Raw genomic sequence first — 17,052 nt, 5'->3', positions numbered from 1 at the left:
TACCGGAAAGCGCCGATGACCACCGCGCTACCCAGCTACACCACGTCCAGGGACGTCACCTTTGCCAACAAGATCGGGCCAACTGTAGTGGGGTGCGTTGATGGCGGTCGTCAGTCCTTCACAAGCCACCTGCAGATCCCAGCGTGGAACGATCTTGGCATCGACCCTATCGGATTGGCGGAGGAAGCCCCTTCTCCGGACCACAAAGGTCCGATCCAGTTCACGATGCGCATGGGAGCGAGGCTCCAAGGATTTCCGGATGACTGGGAATTTGAAGGGGCGAAACCCTCAATCAAGCGGCAGATCGCAAACGCGCTGCCACCGGTCATGGCCAGAGCGATCGGGCTTGCGATCTATAGTGCCTTAGCCCACGTCGAGTTCGACTATAACAAGGCTCTGCGACGACCGTTGCTTGGTACACATCCCGGACCGCTGGCTACGGTGCGCATTCAGTCCCGTGGATCGCCGCAGCTTGAGGATGTCTGGTGAGTTCAGCCCTCTCTCCTCGGTCCTGCAGCGTCGATGATCGAAGACGACGACGACGCCTACGTTCACGCGGGATCCGCGAGGGTTTCCTGGATCATCCGCAGCCGATGCCGAAACTCATATTCCAGAGGCATACCCCCGACGAAGTCCCGCAGGTGCGGAACAACCGCATCGGCGTCGACACGAGGGCTGATGCCACTGGAATCCTGACGTGCCTCATGATTGGCAGCGACCGCTGAATCGAATTCATCCAATCTCGCAAGGCGAACGGATCGACGGGAACCCGGCGCTTTAACGCTGAACCCTACAAACTTTGCAACGGAGAGCTGCATGATACTCGAACTGTCTAGGGGGCCACACTCCCGGCTTCTCTCACCGTCGCTCGGCGCTCAGTGCGGTAGCGGCTGGTCCGGAGTTGTCCAAAAGTTCCTTGAGGACGTCGATAGGATTATGCCCACCGAGGGCGGCTTCAAGCTCGATGCCATTTCCGAGAAGTATGGTTCGCTGCGTCTCGACTACTCACTTGTCGGCGCAACTTCGGAGATCGACGATGCGATTGCTATCCGGGAGTACGTCGCGGAGTCTCGCTCCACAATCGTCTGCGAAACCTGCGGAAGTCCTGGACGCATGCGCGGTGGACCTTGGACTGCCACGCGGTGCGACGACCACTCTGAAGGGAGAGCCGCACTTCGGGAGGATCTCGGCACGTGCGAAACGGCGACCGGGCGATATCGATACGACCGCGAGCAGGATGACGCGGTTCCGGCAAGCGAGCAATCAGCCTAGCGCTCGTATCGATCATCCTCCTCCAGAGGACCGCCGCGCGCCAATACCTCGCGCGCCGGCATACCTCCCGGCAATACCGTCACCACGAAAAGTCGGCCATTTCCCTCGATGTACTGCGGCAGATTCTCGGCAGCCGCCAGCAGCCGGTCGAACTTGTCGCGAGCTTCGACTGCGGACCACACCCTCGCGGCTTGCCCACTTGCCATTCGTGTCCTCCGGCTCTGGCCGCCAGCGTTAACGGATCGCCGGTCTTTTTCAAACTACCATTTGGGCTCCCGTATCGCGCCGGGAAAGGGGCCAGGCGCATGTTTCTTCTCGATACAAACATCGTAAGCGAGCTGAGCCGAAAGAAGCCCAACAGGGAGCTTCTGGAATGGATCACGCATGTCCGCGAACCGTTGGCGATCTCGTTCAGCGCCGTACTGGAAATACAGCGGGGGATCGAGAACGTGTCTACGCACGCTCCAGAGAAGGCAAGCGGACTGAGAGCTTGGCTCAGCGACATCCTCGAGTCGGATATCATTTTCTTGCCAATGGACGCCGAGACAGCGCGAACGTACGCGGTTATGACCATGGTTCCGGCGCTCGAGTTCCTGTGGGCCCCCAATCCGAAAGCCAAGCGGCCGAAACCAGGCCAAGACCTTGCAATCGCCGCTACGGCTGTCCGGTACGGTGCCCTACTGGCAACCGCGAATCCCTCCGACTTCGTGCGGATCAATGACGTTTTCCCGTTGCCCGGGATCTATGATCCGAGGACATCGACTTGGCATACTGCATCAGCGGAAGGAGACGCTCCCCTGGCCAGCAATCGAAATGAACGCATCCAAAAGTCGGCGGTGGCTTAGCTTCTGGGCAATGGCGGTTTCACTGCTAGCCTCGCCTGGTTGGCGCATCCGGTTTTCCATTGGTCGTGTCGTTAAAGTCAGCGACCACAGCGCGAACCGCTGATGCGACGCGTTCAGCCACGTCATGGCGGCTACGTCCCCACAATGATCGGAGCAGCTGTTCCGGCACCATCTCGTCGAATTTCGCCGACTGGAGGTTCTCGACGAAGTCGGCGACCTGATCGATATCAGGTGGCCGATCCGCGATCTGCCTCATGATGGCCTGCACCACGTCCGGCTGGGTATCCAGGACGGTCACGCCAACGTCGAGGATTGCGCAGTCGAGGCCTGCCGAGGCGAAGGCGAACCCGAGAACTGCATTCACGTCGGTGCCGTGCCAGGTGAACACGTGCGTGTCCTTGCCTGCGGGAACCAGGCTCCCGGCATCAAGCCCGAGTTGTCGGAAAGCTGCCCTGCCCTCTGACAGATACTCCTTCGCCGCATCGTCTAGGAAGCCGGGCACAGACATGTCTTGCAGGACTGCCCTCATCTCCGCCGAGAGCCGATCATGCACGGGTTCGTTCATGACGTTGTCGAACTTGGGAATCCTCCCTGAGCGGTGATGTACAACCTCGAGAACCTTGCCGCGGTCATCCACTGCTTCGATCCGCCAGCGCCGTCCGGCGAAGGCAATGACGACGCCGACGCCGACAGGGTTGGACATCGGAATGGTCCCGAGCGTGCGTCCTGAGGAAACCAGACGCCACTCTTCGTCGGTCGAGAAGATCGCGTAGAAGTCACGTGAAGCGGTGAGCCTTTCGCCCTGTTCGCCCAGCATGATCGTTCCGTCCGGAGCCTGCTCGACCAGCCGATGTTCCGCGGAGGCCATGCCGCGCAGCAGCTGGGCGTAGTCGGCTTTCGTCAGCGACGATAGCGGGCCGGACGAGCAGAGGATCTGGTAGAGCGTGCCCGCCCTGGCTCCCCCTTCCTGCGCGATCACCGAAAGGGTCTGATGCAGCGCTACGGTGGCGATCGCCGCATCGATCGACGGCGGCTCGACGAAGCGTTCCACCAGAAGGCGAACGGCCGCGACTGCCCGCACGGTCTCAAGGCGCAGATGGTCCACCGGGTCGGACCCCTTGCCCAGAAGGCGCTCCCGCACATAGATCCTGAGGACGGCGGGAACGCCACGTCTTCTGCCGCTTCGTCCGAGGCGCTGTCGCAGGGAAGAAAGCGATCGCGGCGCGCCCACCTGCGCCACCGACTTAATAGACCCGATGTCGATGCCCAGTTCGAGCGTCGTGGTTGCGACACCCGTCGTCGGCAGGTCGCCCTTCTTCAATCGATCTTCCAGTTCTTCGCGAAGCTCCTTGGAGAGGCTGCCGTGATGGGGATAGAACTCGTTCGGAACCGAGACCTTTTCCGATCTCGTGCGAAGGCGGTCCGCAAGCGCCTCCACCCGCTTTCGCGACCCCGCGAACACCAGGTTGTTCGCTCCCCTGAGGACCGAGAACATGTGGTCGGCGATCAGGTCCAGCGCGACCTGCCGTTCGTCGGCCTCGAGCCCGTCGGCATCCTCCACCTCTTCGGGGTCGCTGTATGCCCTGACCTGCAGCCGGAGTTCCGGGGAGTCCGCTGACGACTCCACCACCCTCACGTCCTCCGCCTGACCAGGATTGAGCCAGCGAGCGGCGACGGCAAGGTCGCCTATTGTTGCCGACAGCCCGATCCGTCGCGCGGGCTGGGCGGAGAGGGCATCGATCCGGCGCAGGAGGCTAGCCAAGTGGAGTCCGCGCGGTCCCTTGAGGAAGGCGTGCAGCTCGTCGATGACGATAAAGTCGAGCGACCCCAACATGGCCTTCGCGTCCCCGGGGCGCCGGATCAGCATGGCTTCGATGGACTCCGGCGTGATGAGGACCACTCCGCGGGGATCACGCCGGGCGCGCTGCTTCGCCGACTGCGGTGCGTCGCCGTGCCAGCGGACGGTGTCGATCTCCAGTCGCTCGGCCAGTTGATCAAGCCGCCGGAATTGGTCGTTGATCAGGGCCTTCAACGGGCTGACGTACAGAACCGAGAAGCCACTGCCCTTCCGATCGGCGACCTTCGTTAGCACGGGCAGGAACGCCGCCTCGGTCTTGCCCGCAGCTGTCGAGGCAGCGATCAGAACGTCCGCCTCCGTGTCGAGGACCGCGGAGATCGCTCGGTCCTGGACGTCCCGCAGTTCTTCCCACTTCTGCTCCCATATCCAGCGCCGGATTTCAGGGTGCAGCCTGTCGAACCCGGTCGTGTCAGAGCCGGATTGAGGCAAGTTCGTCGTCCCCGCCGTCGCCCGTCTGATCTGCATCCCCCTGCCCGCCGGCCTCTGCATCCGGAGCGATCTCGACCCGTGCCACCAAGTCGTGCCACTGCGTGCCCGGGTTCTGCTCGAGAACCGCAAGGAACTGAACGAACGCCTTGATCGTGTTCCGAGGGGTGCGGAAATATGCCTCGCCGACGTGGCGGTTGCAGTGGTCCATGAAGGCGGGAAGCGCTTCATCAGGCACCAGATGGGCAGCCGGATCGCCGGATGCGAAGACAAGTCGGATGTTCGACAGCAGGATCATCAGGTCTTCGGGCGTGAGGCTCTGAAGCCGCAGCACCGGGCCGGAAAGATCAACCAGACCGCCCTGCGCGAAGGCGTTCTCGGAAAGGCGGGACTGAAGCGCCGCATAGCTGTACAGCCCGCGGCGCGTGTCCATGAGGAACTCGGGCGTTCCGCCGAACACGAATCCGATCCCTCCGAAATTGCCCTGCAGCACGTCGTTCAACATCCGCAGGATCTGCTCGAAATTCTGGTTCCGGGCCTGGCTGCTCTGAAGCTTGTAGAGGTTCACCATTTCGTCGAAGACGACCAGCAGTCCGGAATACCCGGCGAGCTTCACGAAGGCCGCCAGGAGCTTCAACGCGTCGTAGACACCGTCGTCGTCGATGATGTTGCGCACTCCCAACGACTGGCGCGCCTCCGTCTTGGTGGAGAACTCGCCGCGCAGCCATCTCAGCGCGGACGCCTTGAGAACCTCGTCTCCGTCCTCGCTTCCCCGCCAGTAGGCCTTCAGCACGGTGGCGTAGTCGTAGCCGCCGACATGTTCCTGCAGGTGCGCCAGCCGCTCGTCGATAACAGCCTCGACGGGCCGCGCCTTCTGACTGGCCTCGTTCATGCAGTCGGTGACAAAACGCTCGACCACACTGGCCAATGCTCCGCCGTCGGGCTTGGTCCGGGTCGCCATGTTCCTGACTGCCTCGGCGTAGAGGCCCCTAGCCTGTCCTGCCGACGCGTGAATGCGGCGGTCCGGCGCAAGGTCCGCATGGATCGTGACGCACTTGCGCTCGAGAGCGATGAGGCGGACCAGGTTCAGGAAGAAGGTCTTTCCGGCGCCGTACTCGCCTATGACGAAGCGGATCGCTGCTCCGCCATCGGCGAGACGATCGATGTCCCTCACGAGAGCCCCGACCTCGGCCGCCCGGCCGACCTGCACGTGTCTCAATCCGGTCCTCGGCACCACTCCGGCTGCGAGCGCCTGAAGGATGACGTCGCGGTCTCGTGGCTTGATGGGAGTGGCCCTGGTCATTCTGCTGCTTCTACCTCTCGCAATGCCTCACGGAGATGATCGGGTATCGTCACGCGGTCGTCTTCCTCGATCAGGGCTTCATCGAACCGATCGAAGCCCCAGTCATTTATCCGTTCGATCGCCCCGTCAGGCAACAGACGGAGGTCCTTGGCGATGTCATCAAGTTCCGCCCGATCCAGGCCGTCGCCCGCAAGCAGTCGACCGAGCAACGCCGAATGCGCCGCGTCGAGCCCCGGGAACCGCGTAACGTTCCCGCCGACATCCGCCGGAGCCACCTGCTCTGGAGCAGGTGCAGGTGGTTCTTCTACGAAGATGCCAGCGAGAAGGTCTGACACTGCGGCGGTTTCCGACCGGAGCCGCTCAAGGCGGTCATGATCGATCTTGACCCCTTGCACCGGGCCCGCCTCAACCGGGGGCGGCGGAATGCGAATGCCGGGCGCGCGTTGTTCGGATGCGACGGCAACGGGTTCATCGATCACGACCGAACCTCGGTGCAGCGTGGCGTACACGCCTTCGGCCGGGAAGCCCAATGTCCGATACAGCCGTTCGAGGAACTTCACCTCATCAGGACCCGCATGGCCGTCGGCGAGAATCGCAGCGGTCGCAGACCTTGCGACCGCCTCCCGGGCTGGCTTGGCGAGTTGCTTCATCTTGTTGAGGGCGCCTTGCTGACCGGGGGCATCCTTCAGGAGGGTGCTTGCGTACGCGATCAGGCGGGCACGTTCGATGCCGCCCAGACCCGGCATGGCGCGGATTTCCGCCTTGATGGACTCGTACTCGGTCGCCTCGATGTTGCCGTCGGCGGCAGCAGCCAGTACGGCGACGTCCACCATGGCTTTCGCAGCCACATATGCAGGGGCATCCGCGTCGACCTTGGCACCTCCCGGCGCCCTGAACAGCAGGACATATCCGTCGGCCTTGAGGTTTCGCGAGCCGTATCTCCGATCCGGCTCCATCCCGACGTCGATCCGGTCCAGGAAGGCCCCGATCTGATTGCACAGGCCGGAGGGCAGCTTTCCGCCAGCCTCCACGTCGAGCGAGAGGGCTTTCGCGAGCTGCGTGACCCGGACGCCGGCGACTTTGCGGTCGCCGAACATCTGCTCGATCCTGGTCAGGAGCGCTGTCCCCATCGCAGTCGGAGATGCGAGGAGTTCCGGAGGCAGAAGAAACGTCGCTTCGATGGTGCCTTTGGCAGCGGGGTTCCTGCCGAGGAGACGGCTGTAGGGTGCCAGCTCCTCCGTGCAGGCGTTCAGCATGTCCCGGAGGCCGTCCAACGGTGCGGAGATCGCCGCGATGTCGGGTAAGGAGACGGTTCCGTCGCTGATGTCGATGCGGCCTTCGAAGCCCCCGCTCGCGGCGCGGTAGTCAAGCTTGAGCCGGGTCTTTGGCGCGTTCAACTTGAGACCATCGGGATATCTGGCCGTGAAGCGCGAGGCCCAGAGTTCGGTCAACTCGTCAAAGCACCGGTTGGCCGGAGTACGAAGATAGGTATCGGGAAGGGACAGCAGCCACAGCAGTGCGTCGGTGTCGTCGAGCGGCTGCTTGGCCGCCAGCTTCTTGCCAAGGTGGAGCCGCACCGAAAGCGGCATCTCGTAACCGTTGCGAATGTCGGGGCGGAGAGCCGGCCGAAAGATTTCGGCGCCTTTGACCAGTTCGGCGGCATCCAGAAACTTCGACGCATAGCCTCGGAACGACCCGTTGTCGCCATAGACCGCGAGCAGGCGCCGAACCTCGGCGATAAGTGCCGGAGAGTCCTGCTTCGCCTGGTCGACGAACATCCGCCGTTCGAGGCCGTAAAAATACAGGAACACGTATCCGATCCCGATCGAAGGATCGTCCCGCCCGCTTGCCAGCCACGAAAGAAAAGTCCTGCGGGCGACCGGAGAGATCGACTGATAGGACGGCCAGTAGGGCATGGTACGCCCTTCCCTGTCTTCGCCGCTTGACGCTGCCTTCGCCTCGGGATCGACCACGCAGTTGCCGCAGGAACCATTGCTTTGACCTGGCAGGATTCCGCCCAGGTAGAACATGCCACCGGGCACGGTGAACCCGCCGACCTTGACCGCTTCGCCTTTCGCGACCCACCGCGCGGGTGCACGGCTGTGTGATGTGGGCGAGCGGGCGTTGAAAGTCCTTACCTTGCTCACCGCCTGTATTGCGGAGTAGCCTTTTCGCTCGCGCAGGATTCCCGAACTGGTGCTACGTTCTGCTGCCGCGCGCGCGTTCGCCTTCCGGGTTCGTGAACCGCGATAAATCAGCCATCCGATGAGCGCCGCGATGATTAACAACCACTCCATGGCGCCACCTTCCCTTCCGCCCACAGCAGATCGGTAGAGACTGGAATGCAATCAGCTCCAATTTGCAAGCACAACGCCTGCTCATCACACTTCTTGCGCCATGCTTCTTAAGACACCACTCCGCCGCTTAGCTTCAGATCAGCGCGATTCAATTGCGGAACCACCATACTCTTAAGCTCCCGTTGCGCTGCTCCGCCGTTAACCATGACGACGCCGGACATTTGACGCCGTGCCATCCGGCGCCTTATCGATCGCAATATTGAGACAATTTTATTGATCAGATTAACCTGAGCTTTCGGACTCGGGGCTTAAGCAACCAACCCGCGAATGTCGCGGCTGTAGAGGAAGCGCAATGCGCATGATGATCATATCGATAGCAGTGCGGGACGGCCGCAAAGCTCAGGGCTGAAGCCCCGGTATGTTCGCCGGGAAATTTCCTCCCCGGCTTTTCGAACTGTTCCCTGATCGATGATTGACGTGGCCAGACCATGTCGCGGCGATTGCGAAGAGGCAGGTTCGCCTCCTCGCGGACCCGCGCATCTGGCTACTTCATCGCGACTGACTGCTGTCGGTGCACTCCGGATGTCCGGCGTGCGGCTCTACATGCTCGGGAGTTCGAAATGCGCCGCGATCACACTTTGCATCACGCTTCCCAAAGCTATTTCCGCCTTGGTAAGCCGTTCGCCGGAAGCTGCCTGCGCGATCGACAGGTTCGTGAGGTCCTGACCTGTGAAAGAGCCTTGTCTATACCGAAGCTCCGGCAAGTGACGGGAGCCGGGATGCTCCTGCCGTGATCTACAAAGCCAGCGTCGCTCAGCGGACGATCTGGCAACGGAAGATCGGGTCGAAGACCGGAACGCTCGTGGACCCCTTCCGGCTCTGCAGGTATCGCTACGAGAGCGCCCTCGAGGAGAAGGTGCTGCTCGTATCCGCAGCAAACCCGTCTATCCGCGAAATCCGCGAGCAGCAGAAACTTTCGTTCGTGAGAGATGGTCGGCGGGTCCCCAACTGGGTCGACATCCAGACCTTCTGGAAGAACGGCCTCGTCCAAGCGAACTACCTGAAATATGAGGAAGGTGTGACTCGGGCATTGGAACGGGACATCGAGCTGACCGTCGATCAGGTGGGCGACCGCTTCGCCCACGAATATCGGATCGTCACGGAAGCGGACCTCACCGCCAATCAGATCGCGAACGCGCGCGACGTGATCGAATGCGCGAAGGACTTCGACCGTGAGGCCGAAGGACTGGTGAAGGCCGTCCTCAAAGTCCTTCCGGACCGCGTTCTGCTAGCGGAGGTGGCGGCTGCGACCAGGCTGGGAACGCGCGCGGTGAGGGCAGCGACGGCGATGGTCGGGAAAGGATTCCTCGAAATCCCGAGGAATGTCCGGCTGGACGGCCAGACGCTGCTCCTGAACCGGGTCGGATTTGACCGATCGCGTTAATCCAATTCTTAGGTCGGAACGTTATAGGCGAATGAAAACATAAGGTTGGGGGCAATCTTGAAACAGTTCGATCCAGCGTCCGCACGGGGGCGGGAACCCAGTTACACGTTCGGCAGGCACGACCGTCTGCAGATCGACGGCGAATCCTTTCGCGTCGAGCGAAAGGTCAAGGACACGCACATCCTGCAGCGGGTCATCGACGGCGTTTTTGCTGAGGACTCCTACGTCAGCAAGACCGACGCCGAAATCCGTTCCCTCCTGAAGACCCGACGTGCCCGGCATCAGGAGAACTACTACACGAAGACGATCCAGATCCTAAGGGCTCAGCAGGACGACACGGATCTCAACTACCTGCGCGAGGACCAGCTGCGGACGTTGGCATGGAAGAAGGAATGGGTGGTCCGCTTCCTTGTTGCAATGAACGACCTGCAGGCGGAATGGCGACCGAAACGGAAGCCTGCCGACTTCGAGCGGTTCATCGCAGAAAACGCCGAAGCGATAGACCGCTGGTACCTCAAGAAGTTCGGCGAGCGCCGGCGGCCGGGCCGCCGCCTTGCTGGCCGAGTGCGCAAGTCCAGCGACCATCCGGGGCCAACCGCCTTACGGGACTGGATCCGGGCTTACATCCGCAAGGGCTGTAAGGTGGGCGCGCTCAAGTCGCTCTACAAGAACTGCGGGAATCGCAACCAGCTGGATCCACGTGTCGTCTCGGTCATCGAGAAGGAGGTCAAGCTCCACGCCAGCACGCTTCGACCCAAGATCGCTGACATCGTTCAGAATGTGGAGGTCAAACTTGATGACCTGAACAAGTCCAGCGGCGGGGCTACACCGCTCATGGTCAGTCACAACGCGATCCGCCGACGCATTCACAAGATCGATCCGCTCATCCGGGACGCGGGCAGGCTTGGCCCAGAGTACGCGCTTCGAAAGTACACGCCGGTCGGCAGGGGCATCGAGGCCTTAGTGGCCCTCGCACGCGTGGAAGTCGATTCCTGGACCGTCGACCTACATACCCTGGTGGCGCGATCTGCCGTTTGGAAGTCGATGACGCCGGAAGAGCGGAAGAAGGTTCCACGTATCCGGCTCACCCTCACGGTAGCCATCGACTGCGCTTCCCGGTGCATCGTGGGTTTCAACTCTTCGCACTGCGCCCCTTCGACGGCGACTGGCCGATCGACGCTCAAGACGATCCTTCACGACAAGACAGAGCTTGCCCAGGCGTGCGGAGCGAAGGCTGCATGGCACATGTGCGGACGCGCCGTTGACGTCGCCACCCACGGAGGAGCCGAGTTCGCCGATGATTTCCAGGATGCGGCCGGTCTCGTGGGCATGAACCACCTGACACCTGACGCCGATCCGCGGAAGCGAGGCACGATCGAGAAATTCTTCGTCACGCTGGAGCGGGTGTGCCGATACTTCGCGGGCCGCACGTTCTCAAATGTCGTCGAGAAAGGCGAGTACAACAGCGAGGAAGCCGCTGCGGTGACCGTCGGCGAATTCTTCGAGTTCGTCGTCAGGTTCATTGTCGATAGCTACCACCTTCGCCCGCATCGGGGGCTCGGAGGGCGCACTCCGTACCACAAGTGGATGGAACTCACCGAGCATGGCGATCCGCCACGGCCATCCGCCGAGCAGATGGCATACGCCTTCATGATCAAGCGGAAGCCCAGGGTGATCAGCTCGATGGGCTTCGAACTCCTGGGCAACGCCTACAACAGCGAAGAACTGGTCTGGCTCCGGACGGTCGCGGGACAGCGCAAGATTGAGGTTGGCATCGAGCCGGAAGATATGAGCGTCATGTACGCCATTGTCCCTGAGGATCTCGACGGGCGGGTTAAGGGCGTAGAGGTCGGCCGGCGGCTGTTGATCATCCCCACCCAGAGCGGCATCAAGAAGGACACAACGCTGGCTCACATTCTCTTGAGCAACGCGGACGTGAGGGATTTCGTAAAGCGTGAAGCCGCTGAGGGACGGGAGATTCGCATCGACTCCCACAGAGAGTTCCTGAGGATCAGTGAGGCCCTGCACAGGCGCGCGGGAATGCAGTCCCACGAGGTCACGCAGGCCACGCTCGATACTCTGGAGAAAATCATGGAGCGGGGCGGGAGGGCCGCGTTAGGTGCGGTCAACCATGCAATCGAGCAGTCCGAGGACGACGATATCGGCCGCGTGATCGGAAAGACAAGAAGGACGCAGCCGAGGTCCGGTCCTGACCCGTCCGCTGATGATGCGACGGAGAGAGTCAGGAGGCGCATCAGCCGCAGCATGAACACCTACGACGGAGACGACGATGAATAGCAAGCGCCGCCCAACCGTCGTGCCTCCGGAATGGGACGACGCGCTTTCCGATGAGGATTACCTTGCTGAGCTTGCGGGGCGGCTGCCGGAAGACGACCGTTACGTCCTGGAAGTGCTGGAACGAGCGAAGAGTGTTTATGTCGAATGCGGTCGCGACATCGTCGCGCGAAAGAGCTTCGGCGGCTTCGTCACGGACATGTTGGCGAAACGGGAAGGACGACGCGACGACGGCCGGATTTTTGTGGTCACCGGCGAAAGCGGCGCCGGCAAGACCACGATCTCTAAGCGACTCATCGCTGAGCATCCGGTATTCGCGCCGATCAAGAGATCCTTCGGCACCATCCACCCGTCCGTATATTATTCGCTGATGGGCCCGGCCACGCTGAGGTTTCTCGGCCTCGCGATCCTCGAAGCTATTGGCTACGAGATCACAAGGAAGCTCGATCAAGGCGAGGTCTGGCACATCCTTCCGGGACAGTTGCACCTCAGGAAGGTGATGCTGATCCACTTGGACGAGACTCAGCATCTCGTAAACCTGACGAAGGCCGATCACGACAGGGAACAGCTGAGGAAGGCGCTGAAAGGCGTCATGAACTACGAGGCCTGGCCAGTCAGCTTCGTAATGTCGGGAATGCCTGACATCACGAAGATCGCGAAAATGGACGAGCAGTTCGAGCGTCGGCACATTCCCCTCGCCCTTCCAGACTTGGACCCTGCCGATCCTGACGAACGCGAACTCGTCATCCGGATCACCAAGGAGATGTGCAACGCTGCGGGCATGGACCCGACAGGAGCGACCCAGAGCGACGTCCCGGAGCGGATCGCGCACGCGGCACGCTATCGGTATGGTCGCGTGGCGCAGACCGTGCTCGCCGGAATTCAGCAAGCGGCGGCCCGACGTTCGTCCCAGCTCACCCGGAATCACCTCGCTCAGGCCTACGCCGGACGCTCTCATGCTCGCGGAAGACCGGAAATGAACATCTTTCTCGCCGATGACTTCTTCCGGCTTGATCCGGGGCTGTTCCTGGAACACGAGGCGGACTGACCGTGCGCGTCATCACGCACGAGGTCAGGCCGCTGGGCTTCTCTTACCCGCTCGAGCATCGGGAGACGGCTGCCGGCTTCGCGTCAAGGCTTGCGGCGGTGAACGGGCGATCCCTCAAGAACCTGTTGAGGGACATGGCCATCTACAACCGGAATCTGGACAAGGCAGACGAGGCCACAGTCCGGAAGATTGCCATCCTTGGCAGCGCCGATGCCGACCGGCTCCTCCGGTACACTCCATTTGAGCAGGGGAAGCAGCACTACCAAGTCGCGGACGAGGTTTTGCCTCGGCTCTCGGTAAACCGGACCTTTTTCAGGTTTTGCCCGCGCTGTGCCGTCGATGACATGGCTCGGTACGACGGGGTCTCACACAGCCGGCCTTGGATGCGTCTGGAATGGACCATCGCCCACTTCAGGTCATGTGAGAGGCATCGCGTCCAACTGACCGTCACAAGTCCAGAGCGCATCCCCTTCGCTCCGTTCGACTTTAACCAGACCATGCGTGCCCTGCTTCCAGATTTGAACCGACACTCGGATAACGCTCCCGAAGCAGATCGGTCACCGTTTCAGTCCTGGCTCCGGGGCCGCATCGATGGGTGTCGTTCGGATGACAACTGGCTGGACGACCTACCGCTCTATGTGGCGGCTCCGTTCTGCGAGGCCCTGGGCATGTCGGCCCTTCACCCTCCGAAGTTCCCGATCTCCAAGCTGGAGGCTTGCGACTGGGCTTTAGCCGCGGAGACGGGATACGAGATCGCAAGCGGAGGAGAGCCCGCAATCCGCGAGCTGCTCGATAGGCTGACGGCCGCACAGTCATCCACGCGAGGATTCTGGGGACTGCGTGACACCTACGGGTACGCCTATGGGGTTCTGCAGAAGACCGCCAGCGACCCTGCATGGGAAAAGCCGCGCAACCTGTTCCGTGAGGTTGCTCTCAAGAACGTGCCTATCGAGCCCGGCACAGACGTGCTTGGCGTGACTGCCACACATCGAAAGGTGCATACGGTGCGGACCGCCGCCCGCGATTCCGGGATGCACGCGCTGAGCATTCGGCGCCTGTTCAAGCGCCTCGGTGTCGAGGAAGCCGCCGAGCGGTCCGGCAAGCTCGACCATCGTATCCTCGTTGAAGCTGAAAGCGTGAATTCGCTGATGGCGGAACTCCGGGATGCGGTTACCGCTCCTGCGGTGGAAAGAATGCTCGGCGTCCCCCGGATGCATCTGAACGACATGGTGGCTCACGGTCATATCAAGGCTGTCGGCAATACCGACCGGAAGAACGGAAAGCGCCGGTTCTCGATCGCAGAAGTTGAGCGCGTGAGGAAGCTGATCTTCGACGGATCGGTCGATGTCATTGATCCCACGGCGAGACAGATGGACGTTTCCGGCGTGAGGAAGGCGGCGACATGCACGATCCCTGATGTCCTCCAGATGATCTTCTCGGAACAGCTCTCCTGGAAGGGCCGCATGCAAGGGCGGGACGACTACGGGGCTCTCCTTCTCGATGCCGATGAGGTGACAGCCCTCATCCGCTCTCGCGGCACGCGCGTTCACCTCACGAAGGAAGAAGCGAGAAACTTCATCCCGGGAACGCATGACCGGGTTATCAACAAGCTCATCGCGCAGGGTCATCTCGATCTGATCGAGGAGTACAGCCACGACGCGAGGCGCATGCTTCCGGTAGTCTCGATGGAGAGCATCGCGGCGTTCGTCGCGGACTACGTGGCGCTGGGCGAACTGTGCCAACGGACCGGTCTTCATCACAAGCGCGTAAGGGCCACCCTGAAGCTCGCAGGCATTTTGCCAGAACTCGTACCAGAGGCAGTCGGCGCTTTCTTCTACAGACGAGAGGCGGTCGATGGTTTCGAAGCCGCCAACCACGATGCCTGGGAATATGACCAAGAGACCGCACTGAAGGCGCTGCGGAAACTTAAGGCGGCGAACCCAAGCCGTTCTCAACGCTCCGTCCAGACGCAGCCAAGCGGATACGGCTGAAGCTTCTATCGCGCAACGCTAGCGAAGGCTCAGCGCGCTCGCCAGCATAGGTTCATGCACAAGGTCCGGTCGGCCACCCTTGTGACGAAGCTCCATCGCGCGGATAATCTTGGTGCCCTCGTGACTGTGTTTCCAGTCGCGCGAAGCCTCGGCGGCGACCACCAGATAATCGGTCGCGCCGCACACCGTGTTCTTCCAAGCTCCTCCGCGCTCGGAGATCATTCCGGCCAGCACCTTGCGGGGGCCAATCGCGAACTTACCCGTCAGCACGAACATGCGGTCAGGTATCGAGAACCGGCTCGGATCTTCCAACGCCCCATCGATCACGCCTATGTTGCCGAAGGTCGCCAGCCCGGTATCTGTCGCGCTATCTCCTACGAGCTTGGTGATCCATTGGCAGATGTCCTCGGACTCTTCCTCGGTGATCCGGCCGTCATCAATGGACTTCCGTGCAACGCTTCCAAGCGAGGCAACGCGGCTGTCGCTACGCAAGACGGTGTTCGCGTCTAGTCGAGCCAAGAGGCGTTCGACCTCGGCAGGCGTGATGGAGTTGTCGCAGGCGATCCCCGCGCAGAACCCGTAAAACTCGTTCACGACGTCTTTGTCGTTCATGATAACGAACTCACGGGAGCGGTAGCCCACAATGGTCTCGATTACGGAGTAAATCTCACCCGGCGCGTCCTTCCAGGTGTCGAGGTCTCGGATGAGTTCGGCCGCGTCGTCGTCGTGCAGCAATGCGAGGAACTGCTCGGCCTCGACACGCAGGGGTGCCATCTCGGCGCGCTCCACGTTTTCGCTCGCTAGCACGCCCTCCAGGAACCCCAGCCAGTAGCCGAGCGCCTTCTGCTGGTTCGCCTTAGCGTGAATCCTTCCGAGCGCCGCTCCTTCGTGTTCGAGCGTGCCCGCCCTCCTCGTTGAATCCGTCATAAATCCCCCCCCATTCCCGGAGCACCATAGCCGACGGCGATCCGCAAACAAATGGCGCGTGGGGCGGTGGAAACCGTGCCCTTGAAGAGTTGTCGTTTCGAACTCGCCCACCGAGGGGCCACAGCCGCTGGGTCTGCCCCGAGATCGCCCACCAAATCTGGCAGTCTGACGAATACCTGCCATGGGAGCCCGTATTTCCTGCAACAGCGTGGTGGCCGGGACTTGACCTTCAGCCCCCTCGCCCGCTCAGGGCTTAACCCAGGGGCACAACTTTGGGTGTTCTAGGGGCAGAACTTTGGGTGTGGAATAAAGTCCTAGAAAATACGTCAACAATTTCAATCAGATCCGAAGGGGTCGATGCGGAACTTTGCGGATGCCTACAACTCGCACCCCTTAGGAGGTGAGTTCACACGGGCAAATGAGAGCTGTCGGGGGCGGCGCGCTACCAATCGGCGCTGTAGCCGACCCCGACAGCGTCTCGAGTGGGCGCCCGGACCACCCGACCGCAGGTCGGGGGGCTTTGAGTGACCCAAGTCAGACATCCACGCTGATAAGCTCTGGACAATTCATGACGGGCGGGTGGGCCGGCATTTCCACGGCGCGTCGCATTTCGCACGGTCGGAATGCAGGACCTAGGCGTTGCTCATCCTGCAACCGTACAGTCGGGATGCGATCGGCAGTTGACAGCTTGGCAGGGCGTCGCGCTGTCAGAATTGCTGTTGCTGCCATTGTCTCAATCTTGGTGGGACCGCCCGTACAATTACCTCGAAGCACCCAGTAGCCCCCTTTCAGTTCTCGATCTGAAAACCGACCTTCCGGGCGATGCCCTTGCGCACGAATACGCCCGGGCCTCGCGCTTCCGTCTCCGGCACGAACTCGATGCCCTCCTGCTCCAGCGCCTTTTGCACGCGCATGGACGTCTCCAGCCCGACCGGCTCACAGGCCTCGATCCGCACGAGCGAACGTTTGCTGACGCCGGCCTTTTTGGCAAGGTCGACCGCACTCATGTCGAGAAGGACTCGTGCCGCACGCAGGAGGTCGTAGGAGGCTTGCATGCGTGACCTCTAGCCGAACGCCCTTGAAATTCCAATGAATGCTTGCGACGCCAGTGAAGGCGTCTCGACGCCGCCCGCCTTGGCGCCTTATGCAGGGCGTGTTCCGGCGGTCGTGGTGATTCGCCGAATCCTTGGGTAGCGGAAGAGGGCCACCGGCATGGTCGTGCAGTGGAAGCGTGGCGACGGGAACGGCCCGGCATTCGAGAGGCTCCTTCGGAAGCTGGACTGTCTCGTCGCCGACATGAAGGCGCTTCGGGATGGAAGCCTGCCGGAGGAACTGGCCGGCGTCGA

Annotated in this window: 13 protein-coding genes; 7 read left to right on the top strand and 6 right to left on the bottom strand. The window is 61.8% G+C overall.

Going from position 1 to position 17,052, the window contains the following annotated elements; all coding sequences use genetic code 11:
- Positions 1 to 489, top strand: a 489-nt coding sequence (locus tag EJC49_RS23045) for a DNA cytosine methyltransferase (RefSeq protein ID WP_148106328.1), incomplete at its 5' end; no start/stop codon positions are given.
- 327 nt (positions 490 to 816) lie between these two features.
- Positions 817 to 1,272 (top strand): hypothetical protein, encoded by a 456-nt coding sequence (locus EJC49_RS23040; RefSeq protein ID WP_126702281.1) that lies wholly within the window; start codon positions 817 to 819, stop codon positions 1,270 to 1,272.
- Here EJC49_RS23040 and EJC49_RS23035 read toward each other — a convergent pair.
- Positions 1,269 to 1,478 carry a hypothetical protein gene (locus EJC49_RS23035; RefSeq protein WP_126702280.1) on the bottom strand — a complete coding sequence of 70 codons (210 nt, stop codon included), beginning with the start codon at positions 1,476 to 1,478 and terminating at the stop codon, positions 1,269 to 1,271. The genes EJC49_RS23040 and EJC49_RS23035 overlap by 4 nt on opposite strands.
- 99 nt (positions 1,479 to 1,577) lie before the next feature.
- On the opposite strand from EJC49_RS23035, the gene EJC49_RS23030 reads away from it, so the two are divergent.
- Positions 1,578 to 2,117: a PIN domain-containing protein gene (locus tag EJC49_RS23030; protein WP_126702279.1), complete on the top strand. Its 540-nt coding sequence runs from the start codon at positions 1,578 to 1,580 to the stop codon at positions 2,115 to 2,117.
- 25 nt (positions 2,118 to 2,142) lie between these two features.
- On the opposite strand, the gene EJC49_RS23025 is transcribed toward EJC49_RS23030, so the two are convergent.
- From EJC49_RS23025 to EJC49_RS23015, 3 genes are read right to left on the bottom strand one after another with little or no spacing between them, the layout of a single operon-like run.
- Complete coding sequence (locus EJC49_RS23025; RefSeq protein WP_126702278.1) at positions 2,143 to 4,440, bottom strand: DEAD/DEAH box helicase; 2,298 nt, start codon at positions 4,438 to 4,440, stop codon at positions 2,143 to 2,145.
- Positions 4,385 to 5,704 (bottom strand): ATP-binding protein, encoded by a 1,320-nt coding sequence (locus tag EJC49_RS23020; RefSeq protein WP_126702277.1) that lies wholly within the window; start codon positions 5,702 to 5,704, stop codon positions 4,385 to 4,387. The genes EJC49_RS23025 and EJC49_RS23020 overlap by 56 nt, the downstream gene beginning before the upstream one ends.
- On the bottom strand, positions 5,701 to 8,001 hold the full coding sequence (locus EJC49_RS23015) for a tellurite resistance TerB family protein (protein WP_126702276.1): 2,301 nt from the start codon (positions 7,999 to 8,001) through the stop codon (positions 5,701 to 5,703). Before EJC49_RS23015 ends, EJC49_RS23020 begins: the two co-directional genes overlap by 4 nt.
- Before the next feature lie 790 nt (positions 8,002 to 8,791).
- Between EJC49_RS23015 and EJC49_RS23010 the strand changes: the two genes are divergently transcribed.
- From EJC49_RS23010 to EJC49_RS22995, 4 genes are read left to right on the top strand one after another with little or no spacing between them, the layout of a single operon-like run.
- On the top strand, positions 8,792 to 9,445 hold the full coding sequence (locus EJC49_RS23010; protein ID WP_126702275.1) for a hypothetical protein: 654 nt from the start codon (positions 8,792 to 8,794) through the stop codon (positions 9,443 to 9,445).
- A gap of 57 nt (positions 9,446 to 9,502) precedes the next feature.
- Positions 9,503 to 11,743 (top strand): hypothetical protein, encoded by a 2,241-nt coding sequence (locus EJC49_RS23005; RefSeq protein WP_126702274.1) that lies wholly within the window; start codon positions 9,503 to 9,505, stop codon positions 11,741 to 11,743.
- The gene (locus EJC49_RS23000; protein WP_126702273.1) at positions 11,736 to 12,788 is read left to right on the top strand and encodes an ATP-binding protein; all 1,053 of its coding nucleotides are present in this window, start codon (positions 11,736 to 11,738) and stop codon (positions 12,786 to 12,788) included. The genes EJC49_RS23005 and EJC49_RS23000 overlap by 8 nt, the downstream gene beginning before the upstream one ends.
- 2 nt (positions 12,789 to 12,790) lie before the next feature.
- The gene (locus EJC49_RS22995) at positions 12,791 to 14,779 is read left to right on the top strand and encodes a TniQ family protein (RefSeq protein ID WP_170314848.1); all 1,989 of its coding nucleotides are present in this window, start codon (positions 12,791 to 12,793) and stop codon (positions 14,777 to 14,779) included.
- An 18-nt stretch (positions 14,780 to 14,797) separates the two neighbouring features.
- Here the strand turns inward: EJC49_RS22995 and EJC49_RS22990 are convergent, their stop codons facing one another.
- The gene (locus EJC49_RS22990; RefSeq protein WP_126702271.1) at positions 14,798 to 15,706 is read right to left on the bottom strand and encodes a BRCT domain-containing protein; all 909 of its coding nucleotides are present in this window, start codon (positions 15,704 to 15,706) and stop codon (positions 14,798 to 14,800) included.
- 788 nt (positions 15,707 to 16,494) lie between these two features.
- Positions 16,495 to 16,761: a helix-turn-helix domain-containing protein gene (locus tag EJC49_RS22985; RefSeq protein WP_126702270.1), complete on the bottom strand. Its 267-nt coding sequence runs from the start codon at positions 16,759 to 16,761 to the stop codon at positions 16,495 to 16,497.
- Positions 16,762 to 17,052 lie beyond the last annotated feature (291 nt).

Source organism: Aquibium carbonis, from assembly GCF_003970795.1.
In the GTDB taxonomy this organism is placed as follows: Bacteria; Pseudomonadota; Alphaproteobacteria; order Rhizobiales; family Rhizobiaceae; genus Aquibium; species Aquibium carbonis.
Note: the sequence above shows the minus strand (reverse complement) of the source record. Positions and strands in the feature narration are given on the sequence as shown.

What these genes read in the sequence shown, in the direction of transcription:
- EJC49_RS23040 (WP_126702281.1), top strand. Translation starts at nt 817, where the DNA reads ATGATACTCGAACTGTCTAGGGGGCCACACTCCCGGCTTCTCTCACCG.
- EJC49_RS22985 (WP_126702270.1), bottom strand. Translation starts at nt 16,761, where the DNA reads ATGCAAGCCTCCTACGACCTCCTGCGTGCGGCACGAGTCCTTCTCGAC.
- EJC49_RS22990 (WP_126702271.1), bottom strand. Translation starts at nt 15,706, where the DNA reads ATGACGGATTCAACGAGGAGGGCGGGCACGCTCGAACACGAAGGAGCG.
- EJC49_RS23000 (WP_126702273.1), top strand. Translation starts at nt 11,736, where the DNA reads ATGAATAGCAAGCGCCGCCCAACCGTCGTGCCTCCGGAATGGGACGAC.
- EJC49_RS23020 (WP_126702277.1), bottom strand. Translation starts at nt 5,704, where the DNA reads ATGACCAGGGCCACTCCCATCAAGCCACGAGACCGCGACGTCATCCTT.
- EJC49_RS23035 (WP_126702280.1), bottom strand. Translation starts at nt 1,478, where the DNA reads ATGGCAAGTGGGCAAGCCGCGAGGGTGTGGTCCGCAGTCGAAGCTCGC.
- EJC49_RS23025 (WP_126702278.1), bottom strand. Translation starts at nt 4,440, where the DNA reads ATGCAGATCAGACGGGCGACGGCGGGGACGACGAACTTGCCTCAATCC.
- EJC49_RS23015 (WP_126702276.1), bottom strand. Translation starts at nt 8,001, where the DNA reads ATGGAGTGGTTGTTAATCATCGCGGCGCTCATCGGATGGCTGATTTAT.
- EJC49_RS23030 (WP_126702279.1), top strand. Translation starts at nt 1,578, where the DNA reads ATGTTTCTTCTCGATACAAACATCGTAAGCGAGCTGAGCCGAAAGAAG.